The organism is Streptomyces sp. NPDC041205, assembly GCF_055591765.1.
Map to the genome: position 1 here is coordinate 1,365,729 of NZ_JBVIZH010000001.1, position 19,039 is coordinate 1,384,767.

16 protein-coding genes and 1 pseudogene are annotated in these 19,039 nt (G+C 74.1%); 4 read left to right on the top strand and 13 right to left on the bottom strand.

Translation table 11 applies throughout. The annotated features are described in order from the left end of the window. Nucleotides 1-12 precede the first annotated feature (12 nt). From ACZ6BG_RS05875 to ACZ6BG_RS05885, 3 genes and pseudogenes are all read left to right on the top strand, one after another. Nucleotides 13-528, top strand: coding sequence for a flavin reductase family protein (locus tag ACZ6BG_RS05875; RefSeq protein WP_468449905.1), 516 nt, complete (start codon nucleotides 13-15; stop codon nucleotides 526-528). A gap of 94 nt (nucleotides 529-622) precedes the next feature. Continuing rightward, nucleotides 623-1,381 (top strand): annotated as a pseudogene (locus ACZ6BG_RS05880) (ABC transporter ATP-binding protein); the annotation flags it as partial. Nucleotides 1,382-1,644: 263 nt separating this feature from the next. Then, nucleotides 1,645-4,197 carry an FtsX-like permease family protein gene (locus ACZ6BG_RS05885; protein WP_468997309.1) on the top strand — a complete coding sequence of 851 codons (2,553 nt, stop codon included), beginning with the start codon at nucleotides 1,645-1,647 and terminating at the stop codon, nucleotides 4,195-4,197. 256 nt (nucleotides 4,198-4,453) lie between these two features. On the opposite strand, the gene ACZ6BG_RS05890 is transcribed toward ACZ6BG_RS05885, so the two are convergent. The 7 genes from ACZ6BG_RS05890 to ACZ6BG_RS05920 all read right to left on the bottom strand — a co-directional run bounded on the left by ACZ6BG_RS05890 (nucleotide 4,454) and on the right by ACZ6BG_RS05920 (nucleotide 11,675). Then, on the bottom strand, nucleotides 4,454-5,464 hold the full coding sequence (locus ACZ6BG_RS05890) for an ArsR/SmtB family transcription factor (RefSeq protein ID WP_468997312.1): 1,011 nt from the start codon (nucleotides 5,462-5,464) through the stop codon (nucleotides 4,454-4,456). A 159-nt stretch (nucleotides 5,465-5,623) separates the two neighbouring features. Continuing rightward, entirely contained in the window at nucleotides 5,624-6,556 is a 933-nt protein-coding gene (locus ACZ6BG_RS05895) for an ATP-binding cassette domain-containing protein (RefSeq protein WP_468997314.1), read from the bottom strand. 39 nt (nucleotides 6,557-6,595) lie between these two features. Then, nucleotides 6,596-6,814, bottom strand: coding sequence for an MbtH family protein (locus ACZ6BG_RS05900; RefSeq protein ID WP_468997317.1), 219 nt, complete (start codon nucleotides 6,812-6,814; stop codon nucleotides 6,596-6,598). Between the two features lie 174 nt (nucleotides 6,815-6,988). Beyond that, entirely contained in the window at nucleotides 6,989-8,647 is a 1,659-nt protein-coding gene (locus ACZ6BG_RS05905; protein ID WP_468997319.1) for an amino acid adenylation domain-containing protein, read from the bottom strand. A 63-nt stretch (nucleotides 8,648-8,710) separates the two neighbouring features. Next, nucleotides 8,711-9,844: a hypothetical protein gene (locus tag ACZ6BG_RS05910; protein ID WP_468997321.1), complete on the bottom strand. Its 1,134-nt coding sequence runs from the start codon at nucleotides 9,842-9,844 to the stop codon at nucleotides 8,711-8,713. Then, complete coding sequence (locus tag ACZ6BG_RS05915) at nucleotides 9,841-10,812, bottom strand: alpha/beta hydrolase (RefSeq protein ID WP_468997324.1); 972 nt, start codon at nucleotides 10,810-10,812, stop codon at nucleotides 9,841-9,843. Before ACZ6BG_RS05915 ends, ACZ6BG_RS05910 begins: the two co-directional genes overlap by 4 nt. Before the next feature lie 170 nt (nucleotides 10,813-10,982). Then, entirely contained in the window at nucleotides 10,983-11,675 is a 693-nt protein-coding gene (locus tag ACZ6BG_RS05920; protein ID WP_468997326.1) for a tryptophan 2,3-dioxygenase family protein, read from the bottom strand. 282 nt (nucleotides 11,676-11,957) lie between these two features. On the opposite strand from ACZ6BG_RS05920, the gene ACZ6BG_RS05925 reads away from it, so the two are divergent. Further along, entirely contained in the window at nucleotides 11,958-12,845 is an 888-nt protein-coding gene (locus tag ACZ6BG_RS05925) for an endo alpha-1,4 polygalactosaminidase (RefSeq protein WP_468997329.1), read from the top strand. Nucleotides 12,846-12,987: 142 nt separating this feature from the next. On the opposite strand, the gene ACZ6BG_RS05930 is transcribed toward ACZ6BG_RS05925, so the two are convergent. The 6 genes from ACZ6BG_RS05930 to ACZ6BG_RS05955 form a co-directional block, all read right to left on the bottom strand. Then, nucleotides 12,988-13,353, bottom strand: coding sequence for a hypothetical protein (locus ACZ6BG_RS05930; RefSeq protein WP_468997332.1), 366 nt, complete (start codon nucleotides 13,351-13,353; stop codon nucleotides 12,988-12,990). Nucleotides 13,354-13,431: 78 nt separating this feature from the next. Continuing rightward, nucleotides 13,432-14,106: a response regulator gene (locus tag ACZ6BG_RS05935; protein WP_468997336.1), complete on the bottom strand. Its 675-nt coding sequence runs from the start codon at nucleotides 14,104-14,106 to the stop codon at nucleotides 13,432-13,434. Further along, a complete protein-coding gene (locus ACZ6BG_RS05940; protein ID WP_468997340.1) occupies nucleotides 14,064-15,440 on the bottom strand; it encodes a sensor histidine kinase in 1,377 nt (458 codons plus the stop codon). The genes ACZ6BG_RS05935 and ACZ6BG_RS05940 overlap by 43 nt, the downstream gene beginning before the upstream one ends. 209 nt (nucleotides 15,441-15,649) lie before the next feature. Beyond that, nucleotides 15,650-17,341, bottom strand: a complete 1,692-nt coding sequence (locus ACZ6BG_RS05945) for an AMP-binding protein (protein WP_468997342.1) — start codon at nucleotides 17,339-17,341, stop codon at nucleotides 15,650-15,652. A 166-nt stretch (nucleotides 17,342-17,507) separates the two neighbouring features. Beyond that, nucleotides 17,508-18,107, bottom strand: coding sequence for a lytic polysaccharide monooxygenase auxiliary activity family 9 protein (locus tag ACZ6BG_RS05950; protein ID WP_030358267.1), 600 nt, complete (start codon nucleotides 18,105-18,107; stop codon nucleotides 17,508-17,510). A 159-nt stretch (nucleotides 18,108-18,266) separates the two neighbouring features. Beyond that, on the bottom strand, nucleotides 18,267-19,004 hold the full coding sequence (locus ACZ6BG_RS05955) for a nucleoside/nucleotide kinase family protein (protein WP_468997345.1): 738 nt from the start codon (nucleotides 19,002-19,004) through the stop codon (nucleotides 18,267-18,269). Nucleotides 19,005-19,039 lie beyond the last annotated feature (35 nt).

Here is a 19,039-nt window from a genome sequence, read left to right on the forward strand (position 1 = left end):
GAAGGCCCTCCCATGAGAGATCCCGCCCTGCAAGTGGCCGCCGAGGCGACGCCCGACGGCTTCCGCACGATGATGAGCCGCTTCCCCACCGGCGTCTGCGTGGTCACCGCGCTCGACGCCGACGGTGAGCCGCGCGGCATGACCTGCTCCGCGGTGTGCAGCGTGTCCATCGACCCGCCCACCCTGCTCGTCTGCCTGCGCGGCGACAGCCCGACCCTGGCCGCCGCCCTGGAATCCGGCGCCTTCACGGTGAACCTGCTGCACGAAGGCGCCCAGGACGTGGCCGAGCTCTTCGCCTCCGGCGACCCCGACCGCTTCCGCACGACGCCCTGGGAGCGGGCACCGGACGGCGCCGGACCCCATCTGATCCGCGACGCGCACACCGTCGCCGACTGCGACGTGGTCCTGACCCAGCGCATGGGCAGCCACGTCACCGTCTTCGGCGAGACCCGCCGGATCACCCAACGCCACGTACAGGAACCGCTGTTGTACGGACTGCGGCAGTTCCGCTCCTGGTCCCGGACCTGACCCGCCGGCCCACGCCCGCCTCTTCGGCCCACGGCCCCAGCGACGCTCCGCGACCCGCCACAAGCCCATTCACTCCCCACGAAGGACGCCACTCATGAGCGGGACCACAAGCCCCGACCCCCAGGAAGTCGTACGGCTCGACGCCGTGCACAAGGTCTACGGCGGCGCCAAGGGCCAGAAGAACCAAGTGGCCGCCCTCGACGGCGTGTCCATCGGCCTCGACCGGGGCACCTTCACCGCGGTGATGGGCCCCTCCGGCTCCGGCAAGAGCACCTTCCTGCACTGCGCCGCGGGCCTGGACCGGCCCACGTCGGGCTCCGTGCGGCTCGACGGCGTGGAGCTGTCCACCCTCAAGGAACGCGCGCTGACCAAGCTCCGCCGCGAGCGGATCGGCTTCATCTTCCAGGCCTTCAACCTGCTGCCCGCGCTCAGCGTGCTCGACAACGTGACGCTGCCGCTGCGGCTCGCGGGCCGCAAGCCCGAGCGGGGGGCCGTGGAGGAGGTCCTGGAGCGGGTCGGGCTCGCCGGGATGCAGGGCCGCCGACCCGGCGAGCTGTCCGGCGGCCAGCAGCAGCGCGTCGCCATCGCGCGGGCGCTGGTCGCCAAGCCCGCCGTCATCTTCGGCGACGAGCCCACCGGCGCCCTGGACACGCACACCGCCCGTGAAGTCCTCATCCTGCTGCGCGAGTCCGTGCGGTGGGCGCGGCAGACGATCGTGATGGTCACGCACGACCCGGTGGCCGCCGCGCACGCCGACCGCGTCCTGTTCCTCGCCGACGGCCGCATCGTCAGCTCCCTGGAGCAGCCGACGCCGGACCAGGTGGCGGAGCGGATGACACATCTGGGGGCGTGGGGTTCGGAGCGGGTCGTGCCGACCGCGGCGGGGCCGGGGGCCGAGCGGAGCGCGCTCGGGGGCGCCGGGGGCGGACTCGGTGTGGGCCTGGGTGCCGGGGGCGGGGCCGGGGCGGACCCGGGTGCCGGTGGCAGGGCCGGGGCGGACCCGGGTGCCGGGGGCAGGGCCGGGGCGGACCCGGGTGCCGAGGCGGCGGCCGGTGGGCGGGCCGTGCGGCCGTCCGCGCGGGCCTCCGTGCAGGCGCCCGCGTGGGAGGGCCTGCGATGATCAGGATCGCCCTGCGCACGCTGCGCCACCACCGCAACGGCTTCCTCGCCTCGTTCATCGCGCTGTTCTTCGGCGCCGCGATCGTCGTCGGCTGCGGCGGACTCCTGCAGAGCGCCCTGAAGAGCACGGCCGAGCCCCAGCGGCTCGCCGCCGCGCCCATCCTCGTCAGCGCCGACCAGCGCTATCTCGGTACGCAGAGCGAGGAGCCGTTCGTCGAGCGGGTGCCCGTGGACGCGGAGCTGGCGCAGAAGCTGAGGTCCGTCGACGGGGTCGCCGCGACGGTGCCGGACGTGTCGTTCCCCGGCGCGCTCGCGTCCGCCGACGGCAAGCGGGCCGCGGCGAAGGTCACCGGCCACGGCTGGTCCTCCGCCAAGCTCACCCCGTACCGCGTCAGCGAGGGCGCCGCGCCCTCGAAGCCGGGCCAGGTCGTCCTCGACGAACGCCTCGCCCGGCAGGCCGGCATCGACCCCGGCGACCGCGTCCGGCTCCTCGTCGGCGGCGGCACCCAGAGCTTCACGGTCTCCGGGCTCGCCCGCGGCGACGGCGACTCCGGCCGTGTCTTCCTCACCGACGCGCGGGCCGCCGAACTCTCCGCCCACCCAGGGAAGGCCGACGTCATCGGGGTGTTCCCGCGGCCCGGGGCCGACCCGGCGCAGGTCGCGAAGGCGGTCGAGGAGACCGTGGACAGCCCGGCGCTCACCGTCCTCACCGGCTCCGAGCGGGGCCGCGCCGAGAACCCCGACATCGTCTCCGGCGGCGACGACCTCGTCGCCCTCGCGGCGGCCTTCGGCGGACTCGCCGCGATGGTCACCGTGTTCGTGGTCGCGAGCACCCTCGGCCTGTCCATCCAGCAGCGGCAGCGCGAGATGGCGCTGCTGCGCGCGATCGGCACCACCCCCGGGCAGCTGCGCCGTCTGATCCTCGGCGAGACGCTGCTGCTCACGGTCATCGCGACGGCGCTGGCCTGCGCGCTCGGCCCGCAGTTCGGCCGCGTCCTGCTCGACGCGTTCGCCTCCGCCGGTGTCGTACCGGACACCATGGAGTTCCACCCGGGCCCCGTCCCGCTGATCGCGGGCGCGGCGACGGCCCTGGTCACGGCGGTCGGCGCCGCGTTCATCGCGGCCCGCGGCCCGGCCCGCACCCGGCCCACGGAGGCGCTGGCCGAGGCGGGCCTCGAACGGAGCTGGTTCAGCTGGCCGCGGGTGATCGTCGCGGTCCTTTGCCTCGGCGGCGGCGCCGCGCTCGCGGTGGTCACGGCCGGGATGGACGGGCCGAAGGCGGCCGGGGCCGCGACTCCGGCGGCGATGGTGTGGACGGCCGGGTTCGGGCTGCTCGGGCCGGTGCTCGCGCGGGCCATGACGCGGGGCCTGTTCCGGCCGCTGCGCTCGCTCTCCGGCCTCTCCGGGCGCCTCGCCACGCTCAACTCGCAGGCGCGCACGGCCAGGTTCGCCGGCGCGGTGATGCCGGTGATGCTCGCCACGGGCCTGGCCATCGCCCTGATCTACATGCAGACCACCAACTCCCGCGGCGCGGAGCGGGCGTTCGACGACAGCCTGCGCGCCGACCTGGCCGTGACCTCCGACGCCGGTGGCCTGCCCCTGGACATGGTGGAGACGGTGCGGCGCCAGCCCGGCGTGGCCGCGGCGTCCGCGCAGGTCTCCAGCAGGGGGTACGTCGAGCCGAGGACACCGGTCGAGCCCACCGCGGACAGCGGTGAGGGCGCGGCCGACCCGCCCGAGATGGCCCTCGCGGGCATCACGCCCGAGGGCATCACGAAGACGACGGCCTTCCGCGCGACCCAGGGCAGCCTCGACGCGCTGCGCGGCAAGTCCGTGGCCCTGCCCACGCGTTACACCGACGGCCACCGCATCGGCGACATGGTCCCGATGCGGCTCGGCGACGGCAGCCTGGTCAAGCTCAAGCTGGTGGCCACGGTCAAGGGCGAGCGGGGGTACGAGACGGCGCTGCTGCCCGCCGCGTTCCTAGCCCGGCACACGGACTCCGGCCTGATTCCCCGCATCATGGTGACGGCGGAGCCCGGAACGGACCGCGCCGAGCTGACCTCCACCCTCTCCGCGCTGTCCGACGGCCAGCCCGGTCTGCGGGTCACCACCCGCGACACCCTGGCCGCCGCGCAGGCCGAACAGGACGACACCCAGGCGTGGATGGCGTACCTGGTCCTCGGCGTGGTCGTCGGGTACGCCGTGATCGCCCTGGTCAACACCCAGGCCCTGGCGACCACGGAACGCCGCCGAGAGTTCATGCTGCAACGCCTCATCGGCGCGACCCGCCGCCAGGTGATGCAGATGATGGCGATGGAGGCCGCCCTGGTCTCCCTGGCCGGCGTCCTCCTCGGCTCCCTGGTCGCGGCCCTCACCCTGGTCCCCCTGAGCCTGAGCGTCCTGGGCACGGCCACCCCCGAGGGCTCTCCCTGGATCTTCGCCACGGTCGTCTCGGCGGCCTTCGCCCTGACCCTGGCGACCACCCTGATCTCCGCCCTGACGGTCCTGAGGAACCGGCCGGTGGAGGCGGTGGGGGTACGGGAGTAGGCCTGCGGGGGCTGGCCTGCGGCCTTGAGGGGACCCGGCACACGTGAAGGTGCGTGTGCCGGGTCCCCGGCTGTGCGGAGGGCGCTGCGGACCGGCCCTCGGGGGTGCGCGCGGATAAGGCACCTCGGGGGTGCGCACGGATAAGGCACCACGGTGGTGCGCGCGGGAAGGACGCCCTCGGTCGTGCGCGCGGGACGGGCGGAAACGCCGAAGCAGCCCTCATCGAGGGCTGCTTCGTGACGAACGGGGGCGTCGCTTACGACGCGTGGCGGACCGCCCGCTGGGCCGGTATGGCGTCGACGACGCGGAGGCGGGTGGACTGGGGGCCACGGCGGCGGGGGGTGTGCTCGGCGGCCTGGGCGGGGCGGGTGGTCATGCCCTTGAGGAGGGCCACGCCCAGGGGGGTGAGGGTGTGCAGGACCGTGTTGCGGATGCGGCGGGTGGTGATGAGGCCGGTCTGGCGGAGCACCGCCGTGTGCTGGCTGGCTCCGGCCGCGGAGATGCCGAGGCGGTCGGCGAGCTGGCTGGTGGTGCAGCTGGCCCGCAGGACGTGCAGGGCCGCGGCGCGGGTCTGGCCGACCAGGGCGCCGAGGCTCTGGGTGCTCTCCTCGGGCTCCGGCTCGTCCCACAGTGCCGCCGCCTGCTGTACGTCAGGGGGCGTGGCGAACGCCAGGACGACCGGGCTGTTCTCGCCGAGCTTGCGGGTGACGCGGCCCGCGCGGTGGTTCAGGAACACCGACGGCGTGAGGACGAGGCCGCGCCCGTCGAGGTAGATGTCCTCGTCGGGACCGTCGTGGATCTCCAGGACCGGCGCCTTCCACGTCATCTTGGAGTGCAGGGTCGCAAGGAGCAGCTCGACGCCGCCCGCCATCACGACCCGGCCGCGGGCGTCGCACTCGGCCTCCAGGTAGGCCACGATCCGGTCCCAGTACGGCGCCACGACCGCCTTCCACAGCTGCGACAGGTCCCCGGCCGCCTCCTGCGTCGGCAGCTGCGGGACCGGCGCCGCCGCGTCCAGGAGCTCACCGCTCATCGCCCGGTCGGAACGCTCGATGCTCCGCAGCAGGGAGTCCAGGTCGCCCGTGCCGGACAGCAGTCCCGGCCGCTGCGCCAGCGCCTTGCCGACCTGGCCGCGCCAGCGCGCGAACGGCGCCGGAACGCCGCGGCCGAGCAGCCCGCAGGCGAACGCCGTCTCCGCCAGCGGCCCGGCCGTCGTCTTCAGTCGCGTCCGCGCGAAGTCCGCGGCGGTGAAGTGGATTCGTTGCATGGCGATGCCCCCAGGTGTCCGCGTGCCCCGTGTCCCGTGTCCCGTGTGGGTCCCGCGCGAAGAGAAAGAGAAGAAGTGAGAAGAAGAGAAAAGAGAAGAGGAGGTGGTGGCGGAGATCGGCCCCGGTGCGGCCCCCGCCGTTCGGGCCGTCGCGCCGGCCTACGCCGACTTGCCCGTGAGTGTCACGAACACCTCGTCGAGCGTCGGCCTGCGCAGTGCGAAGTCGGCCACCTCCACGCCCTGTTGGCGCAGGGCCACCGCCGCGTTCGCGAGGCCCCCCATGCCGTCGCTCAGGGCGATGGATATGAGGCCGCCGTCGGCGTCCACGGACGGCTCGTCGGCCGAGACGCCGCGCAGCGCGGCCACCGCGGCGGCCAGGCCGTCCGGGCGCGCCACCGACACCTCGAGGCGCTCCTCGCCGACCTTCCGCTTCAGCTCGTCCGGCGTGCCGTCGGCGATGACGCGGCCGGAGTCGATGACGGTGATCCGGTCGGCCAGGAAGTCGGCCTCCTCCAGATACTGCGTGGTGAGCAGCACCGTCATCCCGTCCGCCACCAGCTCACGCACCACGTTCCACAGCGCCATCCGGCTCACCGGGTCGAGTCCCGTCGTCGGCTCGTCCAGGAACAGCACCGACGGCGTCGCGACCAGGCACGCGGCCAGGTCGAGCCGGCGCCGCATGCCTCCGGAGTACGTCCGCGCCGGGCGGTCCGCCGCGGCCGTCAGGTCGAAGCGGTCGAGCAGGTCGTGGGCGCGCCGCCGGGCCGCCCGGCGGCCCAGGTGGAGCAGCGTCCCGATGAGGACCAGGTTCTCGCGGCCCGTGAGGTGTTCGTCCACGGCGGCGTACTGCCCCGCCAGGCCGATCCTGCGTCGCACCTCACGCGCCTCGCGCACCACGTCGAACCCGGCGACCTCGGCGCGGCCGCCGTCCGGTTCGAGCAGCGTCGCCAGCATCCGCACGGTCGTCGTCTTGCCCGCGCCGTTCGGCCCGAGGAGCCCGAGCACCGTTCCGCTCGGCACCTCCAGGTCGACCCCGCCGAGCGCCTCGGTCTGCTCGTAGCGCTTGCGCAGACCCTCCGCCCGAATCGCCATGCCCACGAGTACTCCTCAAGGTCCGGTGGCCGACGGCTGTCAGGCGGCGGTGGGGTCCGCGGCCGCGCGCAGGCCGCGCGGGCGCATGTCCGTCCAGTGCGCCTCGACGTAGGCGAGGGCGTCCGCGCGCGGGCTCTCGTCGAGCGCCACCGTCCAGCCCTCCGGCCGCTCGGCGAACGCGGGCCACAGGGAGTGCTGGCCCTCGTCGTTCACCAGCACGAGGAAGGAACCGTCCGGGTCCTCAAAGGGGTTCGACACGTCGCACACTCCGTAACCGAGTAGTCAGGTGGCGGGCCTGGCACCTGGTCCCGAAGCGCGCTCCCGGCCCGTACCGCCATGTTCTCGGCACGGCTCTGACAAGGTTCTGACGTCCCGCTGATCAGGCAGGGCGGGTGGCCGGCCTCCGGTCGCGGCCTCAGGCGCCGGACGGGCTCATATGCCTCGCTCCAACTGGCGTCGCGTCGCCGCCACATCGCACTTGCCGTTGGCGTTGAAGACGATGTCCGGGACCACCCGCACCGACTCCGGGACCAGCGCCGACGGCAGCTTCTCGGCGAGGGCTTCCCGGACCGTGTCCGTGAAGTCGCAGGCGGGGGCGGCGGTCGCGGAGGCGGGGGCCGTGGCGTCCTTGGCGCGGATGAAGAGTTCCAGCGTGTCCACCGGGCCCCGGACTATGTCGAAGGCCGCGTCGGCCACCCCCGGCACCGCCAGGACGTGGTGGCGCAGCTCTCCCAGTTCCACGCGGTGGCCGTTGACCTTCAACTGGTCGTCGCCGCGGCCCAGATAGAGCAGGGCGCCCTCGGGCAGCAGCTCCACCATGTCCCCGGTGCGATACGCCCGGCCCGTCGCGCCGCCCAGGTCCCGCTCGTCGAGGAACTTCGCGCCGGTGTCCCGGCCCCCGAGATACCCGGCGGCCACCGCGCGGCCCGCGATCACCAGCTCGCCCGGCTGCCCCGGCGCCACCGGCCGCAGCTGGTCGTCGACCACGTACGCCCGGGTGTTCCAGGCGGCGGCGCCGATCGGCACCGTCGGCGTCGTGGGCACGTGGGCGCTGTCGAAGGCGTACGCGCAGCAGCCGATCGTCGTCTCCGTCGGGCCGTAGTGGTTGACCAGGCGCACCCCGTCGACGCGGTCGCCGAGCGAGGCGATCAGGGCCGGGTCGAGGCCCTCGCCGCCGAACATCAGCAGCCGCGTCGCGAGGTCGTACCGCGGCGGCTCCGCGAGGACGTCGAAGAACCGGGCGTGCGACGGCGTCAGCTTCACGAACGTGTAAGGGTCCTCGCGGGCGCCGAAGAGCGTCTCCTGGTCGTGCAGCCCGGACACCGTCACCACCCGCAGGCCCCGCGCCAGCGGCACCCACAGCGACGTCATCGCCAGGTCGAAGCCGAGGCTCGCGAACAGCGGGCTGCCGCTGCCGCCCCCGCCGACCAGCTCACCGCACCAGGACACGTAGTTGGCCAGCGACGCGTGCGGCACCATGACGCCCTTGGGCGTGCCCGTCGACCCGGACGTGAACACCACGTACGCGATGTCCTCCGGGCCGGGCAGCACCCGCTCCGGCGGCGCGACGGCCCCCGTACCGCCCGCCGGGCCACCGCCCCCCGCCGAACCCACCGCGCCCCCCGCGCCCACCGCACCGGACGCGCCCCCCGCGCCCGCCCCCAGCAGTTCCCCTACGTCCAGCACGGGCACCCGCACCTCCGGCAGCCTGCCCGCGGCCGGGCCGCCGTCGTGGAGCAGCGCCGCCGGGTCGGCGCCCGCCAGGACGGCAGCGGTGCGGTCGCCGGGGTGCGCCGGGTCGATCGGCACATACGCGGCGCCCAGCGCCATCACCGCCAGCGCCCCGGTCACCACCCCGGCCGTACGGTCGGCCCACAGCGCGACGCGGTCGCCGGGGCCGACCCCCGCCTCCTCCAGACCGGCCGCCACGGCCAGCACTCCGCACCACAGTTGACGGAACGTCACGAATCGTCCGGCCGACTCCACGGCCACCGCGTCCGGCCGCAGCCGCGCGTGGTCCCGCACCATCCGCACCACCGAGTCGGCCTCGACCCGGCGCACCGCGCCGGACAGCATGCTGGGGTGTGCCACTGACGACACGGTCGACGTCACCATCGTCACTCCACTCCTGTCATCGGGCCGGGCCCTGCCCGGTCATCGCGCCGGGACATCCCCGGCGCCGCTGGTCGCCCGCACCTGTATGAGGTGCCCTGAGGGCTGTGGGTCGTGCTTCGTGGCGGGCCGTCGGTCCACCTGCGCCGGCCCCTCCGCCGCCGCCATCCGGCGCAGTTCCGCCGTCACCACCGCGAGCAGCAGCACATCGAGGACCAGGTCCTGGACGGCGGAGAACTGGTGGATCGTGAAGTTCAGGACCTGGCCGGGGAGCAGGTCGATGAGGACGCCGGTGCGCAGGGCGCGGAAGGCCGCGCTGCGGTCGCGGCGCAGCTTGCGGACCGCGTACACATACAGCCCCCAGGTGACCGCCGCGCAGGCCAGGGCCACCACCAGCGCGTTCCACTCGCGCTCGCTGTCCGGGCCGCCGAGGCCGCTGGCCGCGAGGCGGCCGAGGCGCAGGAAGCCGAACAGCACCGCGAGGACCACCGCGGCCCTGACCACGCCGGCGCGGTCCGCGAGGCCGCCGAGCCGGTCGGACAGCGCGTCCCGGGCCCCGCGCCACGCGGCGGGCCTCGGCTCCCGCAGGGGCAGCGTGCCGAGCGCCCGGAGCAGCGCCCGGTCGGTCTCCCGCGGCGAACCCTCCAGGAGCTGCCGGGCCTTGGCCTTCTCGGCCGCCGTCAGGCCGTCCTCCACGCCGTGCAGCAGCAGCTCGGCCGCCTGGGAGGAGCGGGTGGCCTCGGCGTGGTCGCCGCGGCCACCGCCCGGCACCCCGTCGTCCGCGCGCCAGGCTATGACGGCCAGGACCGCGAAGCTGAGGTAGATCAGTCCCGCCGCCGGAGCGTACAGATACCCCTCGTTCGACACCTGCTTGCCGACCTGGTCGATGAACAGGCCGAAGCCTATGCCGCCGACCGCGGCCCCGGCTGTCCGCAGCCGACGCCCGGCGAGCCCGAGCAGGGCCACCTGACTCACGGCCATGAGCAGGCCGCCCCACAGCATGTGCGAGATGTGCACCGTGGCGTCCGGGTCCTTGCTGCCCAGCTTGGGATATCCGGCGAGCGCGAGGAACGCCCGAGTGAGCAGGACGGTGAGGATCCCCGACATCACGAACAGCCGCAGCAGGGGCGCCGAAGTGGCGGATCTGCGAGCGCCGATGGAGGTCAGTGGCTTCATGATTCGAGTGTCCCGGCGCCGCTCCGTCCACCGGATCCGGACTCTCCCCCACTCCACCCCGATCCACCCCCTACGGGTCCCCTCGAACAGATCACCCGGCGCATCATCCGCCGCACTACCGCGCCCAGTTCGGTCGTCGGGTCCCCCAAGTCGAAGGGCAGGTCGAAGTGGTGGCGCCCCCGCACCACGAGGTCCGTCACCTCGGCACCGCCCAGGCGGGCCCGCCGCACGAACTCCCGTTGCTGACGAGCGAATTCGTCGGTCTCGTTCTCACCTCGGGCGACGACGAGCGGCGGCAGATCCAGGCCGGTCGGCTCCGGCCCCGAGAGCCCTCCCCCGGGGCCGGTCGACTCCGCCCCCGAGAGCGCTCCCCCGGCCCCGGGCAGCATCCGCATCGGGCCGCACGCCCGCGCCTCCTCCTCGTCCATCCCCAGCGCGTCGTTGACGTACGTGTGCCGCAGCGGCTCCAGGTCGTACACACCGCTGATCAGCGTGGCCGAGGACACCGCGGCGGACGGCCCGGTGCCCGCGCGCCGCCAGCCCTCGGTGTCGAGCAGCGCCGAGGCGACCAGGTGCGCACCGGCCGAGTGCCCGGCCAGGTGGACCGCGCCCGGCGCCCCCGGCAGGCCCGCGAGCCCGGTGCAGACGCGGCGCAGGGACTCGCTCGCCGCCGCCGTGACCTGCCGCATCGAGTGCGCGGGCGCGAGGCCGTAGCCGAGGGCGGCGAACGCGATGCCCGCGGCGACGAAGTCCCGCGCGGCGAAGGCGGCTTCGGACTTGCTGAGCTCCTGCCAGTAGCCGCCGTGCACGAAGACGAGCAGCGGGGCGCCCGGTTCGGCGGCGGGGAAGTAGTCGAAGGTCTGCTCGGGCAGTGGGCCGCAGCTCAGGTCCCGGTGGACGGTCAGGGTGACGCGGGCACGGGCGCTGTCGGCCGCGTACCGGTCGAGGTGGGCGGTGAGGTCGTCCACGCGGGAACTCGGGGAGAACTCCCGGTCGAGGTCCCGCCGCTCACCCGCCGTCCGGGGCGCACCCGGCGCACCGGACGCGCAAGGTTCACTGGACGCGCAAGGTTCACTGGAATCGTCCGACCCATCAGCCGCACCTACCTCAGCGGCCCCCACCGCACCCCCCACCCCCCTCACGACACCACCGCCCACACCTCCGGCAGCACCCGGCGCCGAGCCGCCTGCCACAGGTACGAGGCACCGTCGGACCCTGCCGTTCCCGTCGCGCCACCGAGGAACCGCTCGGCGAGGACCGCGTGCCGGGCCCGCCACATGGCGAGCGCCTCGTCGAAGTCGATCAGCGCGCCGCGGACCTGCTCGACGACCGCCGGGTCGGCGGGGCCCGCCACGAAGTCGCGGTACGCCTCCTGGACGGACCGCTCCTCCAGGCGGGCGCGCAGCCGCGCCCGGTCGCCCTCGGTGAATCCGTCGGTCTTCAGATAACGCGTGTCGCGCAGCCCGCAGAGGAATTCGACCTCGCGGAACTGCGCGGACTGGAATCCGCTCGCGCTGCCCAGCTCCGTGCGTATCGCGTCGAATGCCGCAGGGGTGAGCGTGGCGAGGCCGTCGAACTGCCGCACCAGCGTGCTCACTATGACGGGGAGCGGCGCGATCCGCCGTGCGGCGAGCCGTCCGTCACCCGCGTCGAGCGCGGCCCGCGCGGCTTCGAGGTGCCGCAGCATCACGGCGAAGAAGATCTCGCACGACTGGTGCGTGGCCAGGAACAGGACGCTGTCCACGTCGTCGTCGTGCACGCGCGCGCTCTGCAGGAGTTCGTCGAGCTGGAGTATCTGCCCATAGGACGGAGCGACGGCTTGGCCGTTCACAGCAGACCCCTTCCTCGCAGACGGAAGGGGTCTGCGCTTGCACACGACACACACCGAATTCCCGGCGGTCGCGAATTGGCGTGGAGTTGGCGATGGCGATGGCGATGGCGATAGGCATGGCGATGGCAACTGGGACGGAGCACCAAGGCGACGGCGACCGCGTTCCCGACGCCTTCCGTGTGACGAGCCTAACCAGCGGAAATTCCGCAAGCAGCGTCATCAAGCGCACACTTAAAAGCGCACCTCACCCCCGAACAACCGCACGGAACACAGGACGGCCAGATGCCCCGCACGCCCCGCCCCACCCACCTGGCCCTCGCCCTGACCGCCGTCCTCGCGGTGCTGGCGGGCTGCTCCACCGCCGACAAGAACACCGGCCCCGGCACCGACCGAAGCACCGACCACAGCACGAACCGGCCCGACGACCGCCGCACCGCCACCCCCGCGAAGACCCCCCGCCCGCCCCACGCCAACACCCCCTTCGACTACCAACTGGGCGGCCCCTACACACCCCCGGACGGCGTCCGCGCCGTCTCCCGCGACCGCTCCGCGAACCCCGCCCCCGGCCGCTACAACATCTGCTACGTCAACGCCTTCCAGGCCCAGCCGGGCAAGGAGGCCGCCGCCTGGTGGGACGACAGGCACCCCGACCTGATCCTGCGCGACGACGACGGCGACCCGGTGATCGACAAGGACTGGGACGAACCGCTGCTCGACATCTCCACGGCCGCCAAGCGCAAGGAGCTGCTCGGCGTCGTCGGCGACTGGATCGACGGCTGCGCGCGCTCCGGCTTCGACGCGGTCGAGCCGGACAACCTCGACTCCTACGCCCGCTCCGACGACCGGCTCGACCCGGCGGACGCGACGGCGTTCGCGCGGCTCCTCGTCCGCCGGGCGCACGACCGGGGGCTCGCCATCGCGCAGAAGAACACCGCCGAACTCCTCGGCAAGGGCGTCGGGTTCGACTTCGCGGTGGTCGAGGAGTGCGGGCAGTACGACGAGTGCGAGCCGTTCTCGTCCGCGTACGACGGGAGGGTCTTCGACATCGAGTACGAGACGAAGGGGTACGACACCGCGTGCCGCCGCTGGGGCAAGGAGCTGTCGATCGTCCTGCGCGACCGGGACGTGCTGCCCGCCGGGGATAAGGGTCACGTGTACCGGCGGTGCTGAGCTGAATCCCCCGCCCCACCGGTCCCCGGCCCCAGGCCTCGCTCGCGGTCCTGATCGACGTGACGGTCGTGCGGATGTTCCAGGTGCCTGCGGCGATGGCGCTGCTGGGGCAGCGTGCCTGGTGGGCGGCGCCGGAAACACGCTAGGACAGCACCACCACATCCATGAGCAGCGCCGCGACCAGGCCGGCAGCCAGCAGATAGCTGCCGAGCCTGGTCCGGCCGCGTCTGCTCAGCTCGATGACCAGGCCGCAAAAAATAAGCAGCAGCCCGTACACGCCCACGACGAGCACGGACGACCTGCTCGCGAGCCGGACGGCGAGCAGCACCGCCGCGGTGGCCATGAGCAGCGAGGCCGCGGCGATGCGCAGCCGCCGGGCCTGGCGCGGGGTGAGCCCGAGGCGTTCCGGTGCCGCCGCGTCAGCGGGCGCCGCGTCGAGGGGTGCCGCGTCGAGGGGTGCCGCGTCGGCGGGCAGTTGGTCGGAGGGCGCTCGGTCGGGGACGCTCATGTCCGGCAGCGTAGTCGAGAGGTACACGTCAAAAGGGGCGGGACTCGGGGGGCGCGGAGGGCCGGGACTCCGGGGTGCTCAGGCCCGCAGGTACGCGAGGACGGCGAGCACTCGGCGGTGGGTGGCGTCCGTGACCGGCAGGTCGAGCTTGGCGAGGATGTTGCCGACGTGCTTGCCCACCGCGGCCTCCGTGACGACGAGTTCGTCGGCGATGGCGGCGTTGGAGCGGCCCTCGGCGACGAGGGCGAGCACTTCGCGCTCGCGCGGGGTCAGCCGCTCCAGCGGGTCGCGTCTGCGCCGCAGCAACTGGCGTACGACTTCGGGGTCCACGACGGTGCCGCCCGCCGCGACCCGCGTGAACGCGTCGACGAACTGCTCGACCTGGCCCACCCGGTCCTTGAGGAGATAGCCGACGCCGCCGCCGTCCCCGGTGTCCAGCAACTCGGCGGCGTACGACCGCTGGACGTACTGACTGAGGACGAGCACCGGCAGGCCCGGCCGCTCGGCACGCAGGTCGATCGCGGCGCGCAGCCCCTCGTCCTGGAATCCGGGCGGCATCCGTACGTCGGTGACGACGATGTCGGGCGCGTACGCGGCCACGGCCTCCCGCAGCGCGTCCGCGTCGCCGACCGCCGCGACCACCTCGTGCCCGAACCGGCCGAGCACACCCACCAGGCCCTCGCGCAGCAGCACGCTGTCCTCGGCGAGGACTACTCGGTGGGCGGGGGGCCGCTCGGTGGGCGCGGGGTGCACGGGATCTCCAGGGTCAGGACGGTGGGGCCACCGGGCGGGCTGGTGACGGTCAGTGTGCCATCGAGGACGGCGAGGCGGTCGGCGAGCCCGGTGAGGCCGGAGCCGCGGGCGGGGTCGGCGCCGCCGGTGCCGTCGTCGCGCACGGTCAGGCGCAGGGCGCCGCGGGTGTGGCGGGCGTGGACGGCGGCGCGGGTGGCGCCGCTGTGCCTGGCGACGTTGGTGAGGGCCTCACGGACGGCGAAGTAGGCGGCGGACTCGACGGGTTCGGGCAGCCGGGGCAGCGGGGTGCCGGTGCCGACGTCAGTGCCGGTACCGGCGCCCGTGTCCACGTCCACGTCCACGTCCACGTCCACGTCCACGGGGATGGGTGAGCGGTCGGCGGCGTCCTCGATCGCGGCGGGCAGGCCGTAGTCGGCGAGGACCTGCGGGTGGATGCCGCGGATGAGTTCCCGCAGTTCGGCGAGGACGGCGTCGGCCTCGCCGTGGGCGGTGGCGAGGCGGGCGGCGAGCGGGCTGTCCGGCTCGGCGTCGAGGCGGGCGAGGCCCAGCGTCATGCTGAGGGCGACCAGGCGCTGCTGGGCGCCGTCGTGCAAGTCCCGCTCGACGCGTCGGCGTTCGGCCTCGAAGGCGGTGACGAGGCGGGCCCGGGAGCGGGTCACTTCGGCAAGCAGGGCGCGGGTCTCGGCCTCGCGCGGGGCGAGCAGGAGCCGGGCGAGGGCGGCGCGGGCGGCGGCGTACGCGCCGAGGGGGTACAGCAGGACGACGAGCAGGACGAGGCCGAGCGCGGCGGTGCCCCAGGCCGCCGGCCAGCTCTCGACCAGCCAGAGCTTGGCGGGGCGTACGCCGCCCTCGTCGGGGCCGCCCGCGAGGGCGAGGTGGGCGGGGGCTCCGGCCAGGAGCAGGGGCAGGGCGAGGGTGCAGGCGGCCACCACCAGGTCCAGGGGCCACAGGACGAACGCCATCAGGACGGCGTACGCGAGCTCGCGCCACGTCGCCTGTTCGCGGGCGCGCAGCCGGAGCCAGGCGGCGAGGCCCGGGGTGTCCGGGGCGCGGTGCGGGCTCGGCGCGGGCGCCGGGTCCACCAGGCGGAGCCTCAGGCGCTCCAGGGCGGCGACGGGGAGGCCCGCGAAGGCCAGGGCGGCGAGGAGGGGGAGGCCCACGAGGGCCACGCTCAGGACGGCCCCCACGGCCAGGGACGCCGTCAATGCCACCAGCACGGGTACGCCGACGAGCGCGCCGCCGGCCACGTACGCGGCCGCCCGCCACGGCGCGGCCCCCAACAGGTACCGTCTGCCGCCGTCCCGCAGCTCGGCCCACACACTCTCCCGTCGCATGGCCGCACGGTACCGGCGCCCCGCCGAATCCCCGCCGCTCCGCGGCGCATCCCCACCCGCCCACCCGTTGCTCGAACAACCGACTCACCCCCCGAATCCCCGCCGCTCCGCGGCGCATCCCCACCCGCCCACCCGTTACTCGAACAACCAGCTCACCCCCGACTCTTCGCCGCTCCGCGGCGAGCCCCCCCCGGCCCAAGCCCACACCCTCACCCCTCCCCCAAAACCCCCTCCCTCCCCCTCTCCCGAAACTCCCCCACCACCCCCTCCGCATCCCCCACCGTGAACTCCCGATAAGCCCCACCCCCACCCCGGGGCCTCCACCACAAATCACCCGTCTCCCCCTCCCCCAGCCCCGCGCAGCGGAACCCCTCCCTGCGCAGAGCCGCACGCGCCACCTTGTGGGTGGCGGTCACGGGCAACCGGGTCAGAACCCGCACGAACCGGGGCGCCATCTTCGTCCCCAAATCCCCCTGCGCCAGCAGGAACTCGGAGAAGGCGAGCGGATCGAAGGTCACCCCTTCGCGCAGGGCGAGCGCGGCCATCACCTGGTCCCCGGCGACGGGGTCCGGCACGGCGTACACGGCGACGCCCACCACCGGCTCCCACCGCGCGAGGATCGCCTCGATCACCGCCGCCGCGAGGTTCTCGCTGTCGACCCGCAGCCGGTCGTCCGCGCGCCCGGCGAAGTAGAGGTACCCGGCCGCGTCCCGGTAGAAGAGGTCCCCGGTCCAGTACCACCCGTCCCCCCGGACCCGCTCCGCGTCGGCCGCGGCATTGCGCCAGTAGCCCTCGAAGGGACTGCGCCCCCTGTTGACCAGCTCACCGATCGCCGCGTCCCCGTTGAGCAGCCGGCCGCCGGGCCCGAACTCGGCCGCCGCGCACTCCGCGCCGGTCCCGGGGTCGAGCACGGCGAGGTCGTCCCCGGGCGCGGCCCGCCCGATGGCCCCGTCGGGCGTGCCGGGCGAGCGCTGGATCGCGGCCCCGCCCTCCGACGACCCGTACCCCTCGACGAGCCGCGCCCCGAACCGCTCCTCGAAGCGCCGCGCGTCCACCGCCCCGGCCTCGGTGCCGAAGCCGAGGCGCAGCGGGTGCGCGCGGTCGTCGGCGTGGGCGGGGGTGGCGAGGAGGTACTGCACGGCCCGGCCCACGTAGGTGAAGTACGTGGCGCCGAACCGCCGTACGTCCGGCAGGAACCCGGACGCGGAGAAGCGCCGCCGCAGCGCGACTCCGGCCCCGGCGGCGAGCGCGGGCGCCCAGTCGGCGATGACGGCGTTGCCGTGGAACATGGGCATGCAGACGTAGTGGACGTCGTCGGGCCGCACGCCGAAGTGCCGGACGAGGGAGTGCCCGGCCGCCGCGAGCCGCCGCTGGCTGCACACGGCCGCCTTGGGGGCGCCGGTCGACCCGGAGGTGAAGTAGAGGAGCAGCCGGGCGGCGGGGGTGGCGGCCGGGGACGGCTCCGGTGCGGCCCCGGCGTACGGCGCGAGGAGTTCGTCGTACGCGGCCGTGTCCGTGACGAGGATCCGCACGCCGGGCAGGTCGAGCCCGGTGAGCAGCGGCAGGTGGGCCCGCTCGGTCACGAGCACCTGGCAGTCGGTGTGCAGGATGTCGCGGGCGAGTTCGGCGCCGCGCCGGGTCGGGTTGATCCCGGCGACGGCCGCTCCGGCAAGGGCGGCGGCGCTCAGCCACAGCGGGTACTCGGGGGTGTTGTCGAGCAGGACGCCGAGGTGCGGGGCCCGGCGCGCGGACAGCAGGTCCCGCAGCAGCGCCGCCCGCGCCGCCGCGCCGGCGGCCACCTGGTGGTGGCTGAGTTCCCGGTCCTCGAAGCGGAGCCCGGGGCGGTGGTCGCCCCACCGCGCGAGGACGAGTTCCGCGACCGTTTCGGGTTCGGACGTCATGGCGGCGCACGATAATTGACGCACCGTCAGAAGTGGAGGGGCGGGACGACTCGGCGCACCCCGGACGGCAGGAGGCCGGGGTCGTCCTGCGCACGCCGCCGCGTCCGCGTACGGCGTGCGCAGAACTCACCCGTGGGGGGTGGCGGTCCTACCGGGGCAGGTCAGCTCAGAACTGGACGTCCGAGCAGGCGTAGAACGCGTTCCCCGTGTCGTGGACCGTCCACACGGCCACGATCACGTGGTGGCCGCTGCGGCCGCCGGGGATCGTGCCGCTGTGCGACAGGGTCGCGGGCGGCTGCTGACCGCCGTAGGGGACGTTGAGGAACGGCTGGGTGTCGAGCGCCGCCCGCGTCACCGGCTGACCCTCGTTCCAGCCCTGCTTGGTGATGTAGTACTTGAAGTCGGTGGTGCGGTGCCGGGCCGTGAACTGCCAGCGGAAGCTGTAGTTCTGACCGGCGGACACCTTCGTGGTGGGCCAGGCGCCGCCGCCCGGCTTGGTCGCCTTGTCCAGCGAGCTGAAGCCCGCGATGCCGGCGGAGCATATCTTTCCGTCGGCCGGACCGGCCGCCGGGAAGCCCTTGGGGCCCTCGACGCTCTGCGGTTCGTACTGGATGGCGCCACAGCCGGTCACTACGCCCTTCGCGCAGTTGATCTGTCGGCTTGCTGGCAGGTCGGTGTAGCCATGGCTGCTGGCGCCGCCGGTCGAGAGCACGAACGCTCCCACCGTCGCCATCCCGAGCATGGCCGCGGAAATCTTCTTTCGCATGCTGCCGCTCCTGAAGAACGTGGGGGTGTTCCATGAGCCGTGCGCGCGCTAACGGTCGTGCGTCGCCCTTCGAGGCACCGTCGGTTCCCGAGACTGCTGCGTACCTCTGGGGGCGATGTTGTGGAAGTACATGTTCTGCGGTCTAGACCAAGCCTCAGATTATTGCGAGTAGTTGAACATGTCCATACCAATCGTGGAGAGGATCCGGTCGCACCGAACGCGCGAGGCCGCCACGAGTTCACCGTTCGGAACGTCGTTCTCCGCCACCCACGCCCGCGCCGCGTCCTGCCCCCGCCCACCCGCCAACTGCCGCGCCACGAGCCGCTCCTGACGCACGCCGACGGGCGCGTCGACGTACCAGCACGCCGCCATCAGCTCCCGCGCCGCCCGCCAGCCCGGCAGGTCGCACGCCAGGTAGTTGCCCTCGGTGACCACGAGCCGCGCGCCGGGCGCGACCCGGTGCCGGGCGGCGACGGGCTCGTGCAGGGTGCGGTCGTAATCGGGTACGTAGACGTCGGCGGCGGTGTCGTCGAGGACCCGGTGGAGCAGGGCGACGTACCCGCGCGCGTCGAAGCTCGGCTCCGAGCCCTTGCGGGAGGTCAGGCCGAGCCGCTCCAACTGGACGTTCGACAGGTGGAAGCCGTCGAGCGGCAGATACGCGGCGCCCGCGCCGATCGTCGCGACCAGCGCGCGGGCCAGCGTGGACTTCCCGGCGCCGGGCGGCCCCGCAAGGCCGAGCACGACGCGCGGCCCGCGCTCGGTCAGCCGCCAGGCGTCCGCCGCAAGGGCCGTCAGGCTCGTCGTCGAGTTCTTGGGCGGGTTCGTGGGCGGGTTCGTGGACGGGTTCTCGGGCGGATTCGTGGGCGGGTTCTCGGGCGGATTCATGGGCGGATTCATGGGCGGGGACGATACGACGGCGCCGCTCACGGCGG

Excerpts from the sequence above, each read along its gene's own strand:
- ACZ6BG_RS05875 (WP_468449905.1), top strand. The coding sequence starts at position 13 with ATGAGAGATCCCGCCCTGCAAGTGGCCGCCGAGGCGACGCCCGACGGC.
- ACZ6BG_RS05885 (WP_468997309.1), top strand. The coding sequence starts at position 1,645 with ATGATCAGGATCGCCCTGCGCACGCTGCGCCACCACCGCAACGGCTTC.
- ACZ6BG_RS05890 (WP_468997312.1), bottom strand. The coding sequence starts at position 5,464 with ATGCAACGAATCCACTTCACCGCCGCGGACTTCGCGCGGACGCGACTG.
- ACZ6BG_RS05895 (WP_468997314.1), bottom strand. The coding sequence starts at position 6,556 with ATGGCGATTCGGGCGGAGGGTCTGCGCAAGCGCTACGAGCAGACCGAG.
- ACZ6BG_RS05910 (WP_468997321.1), bottom strand. The coding sequence starts at position 9,844 with ATGAAGCCACTGACCTCCATCGGCGCTCGCAGATCCGCCACTTCGGCG.
- ACZ6BG_RS05925 (WP_468997329.1), top strand. The coding sequence starts at position 11,958 with ATGCCCCGCACGCCCCGCCCCACCCACCTGGCCCTCGCCCTGACCGCC.
- ACZ6BG_RS05930 (WP_468997332.1), bottom strand. The coding sequence starts at position 13,353 with ATGAGCGTCCCCGACCGAGCGCCCTCCGACCAACTGCCCGCCGACGCG.
- ACZ6BG_RS05940 (WP_468997340.1), bottom strand. The coding sequence starts at position 15,440 with ATGCGACGGGAGAGTGTGTGGGCCGAGCTGCGGGACGGCGGCAGACGG.
- ACZ6BG_RS05945 (WP_468997342.1), bottom strand. The coding sequence starts at position 17,341 with ATGACGTCCGAACCCGAAACGGTCGCGGAACTCGTCCTCGCGCGGTGG.
- ACZ6BG_RS05950 (WP_030358267.1), bottom strand. The coding sequence starts at position 18,107 with ATGCGAAAGAAGATTTCCGCGGCCATGCTCGGGATGGCGACGGTGGGA.
- ACZ6BG_RS05955 (WP_468997345.1), bottom strand. The coding sequence starts at position 19,004 with ATGAATCCGCCCATGAATCCGCCCGAGAACCCGCCCACGAATCCGCCC.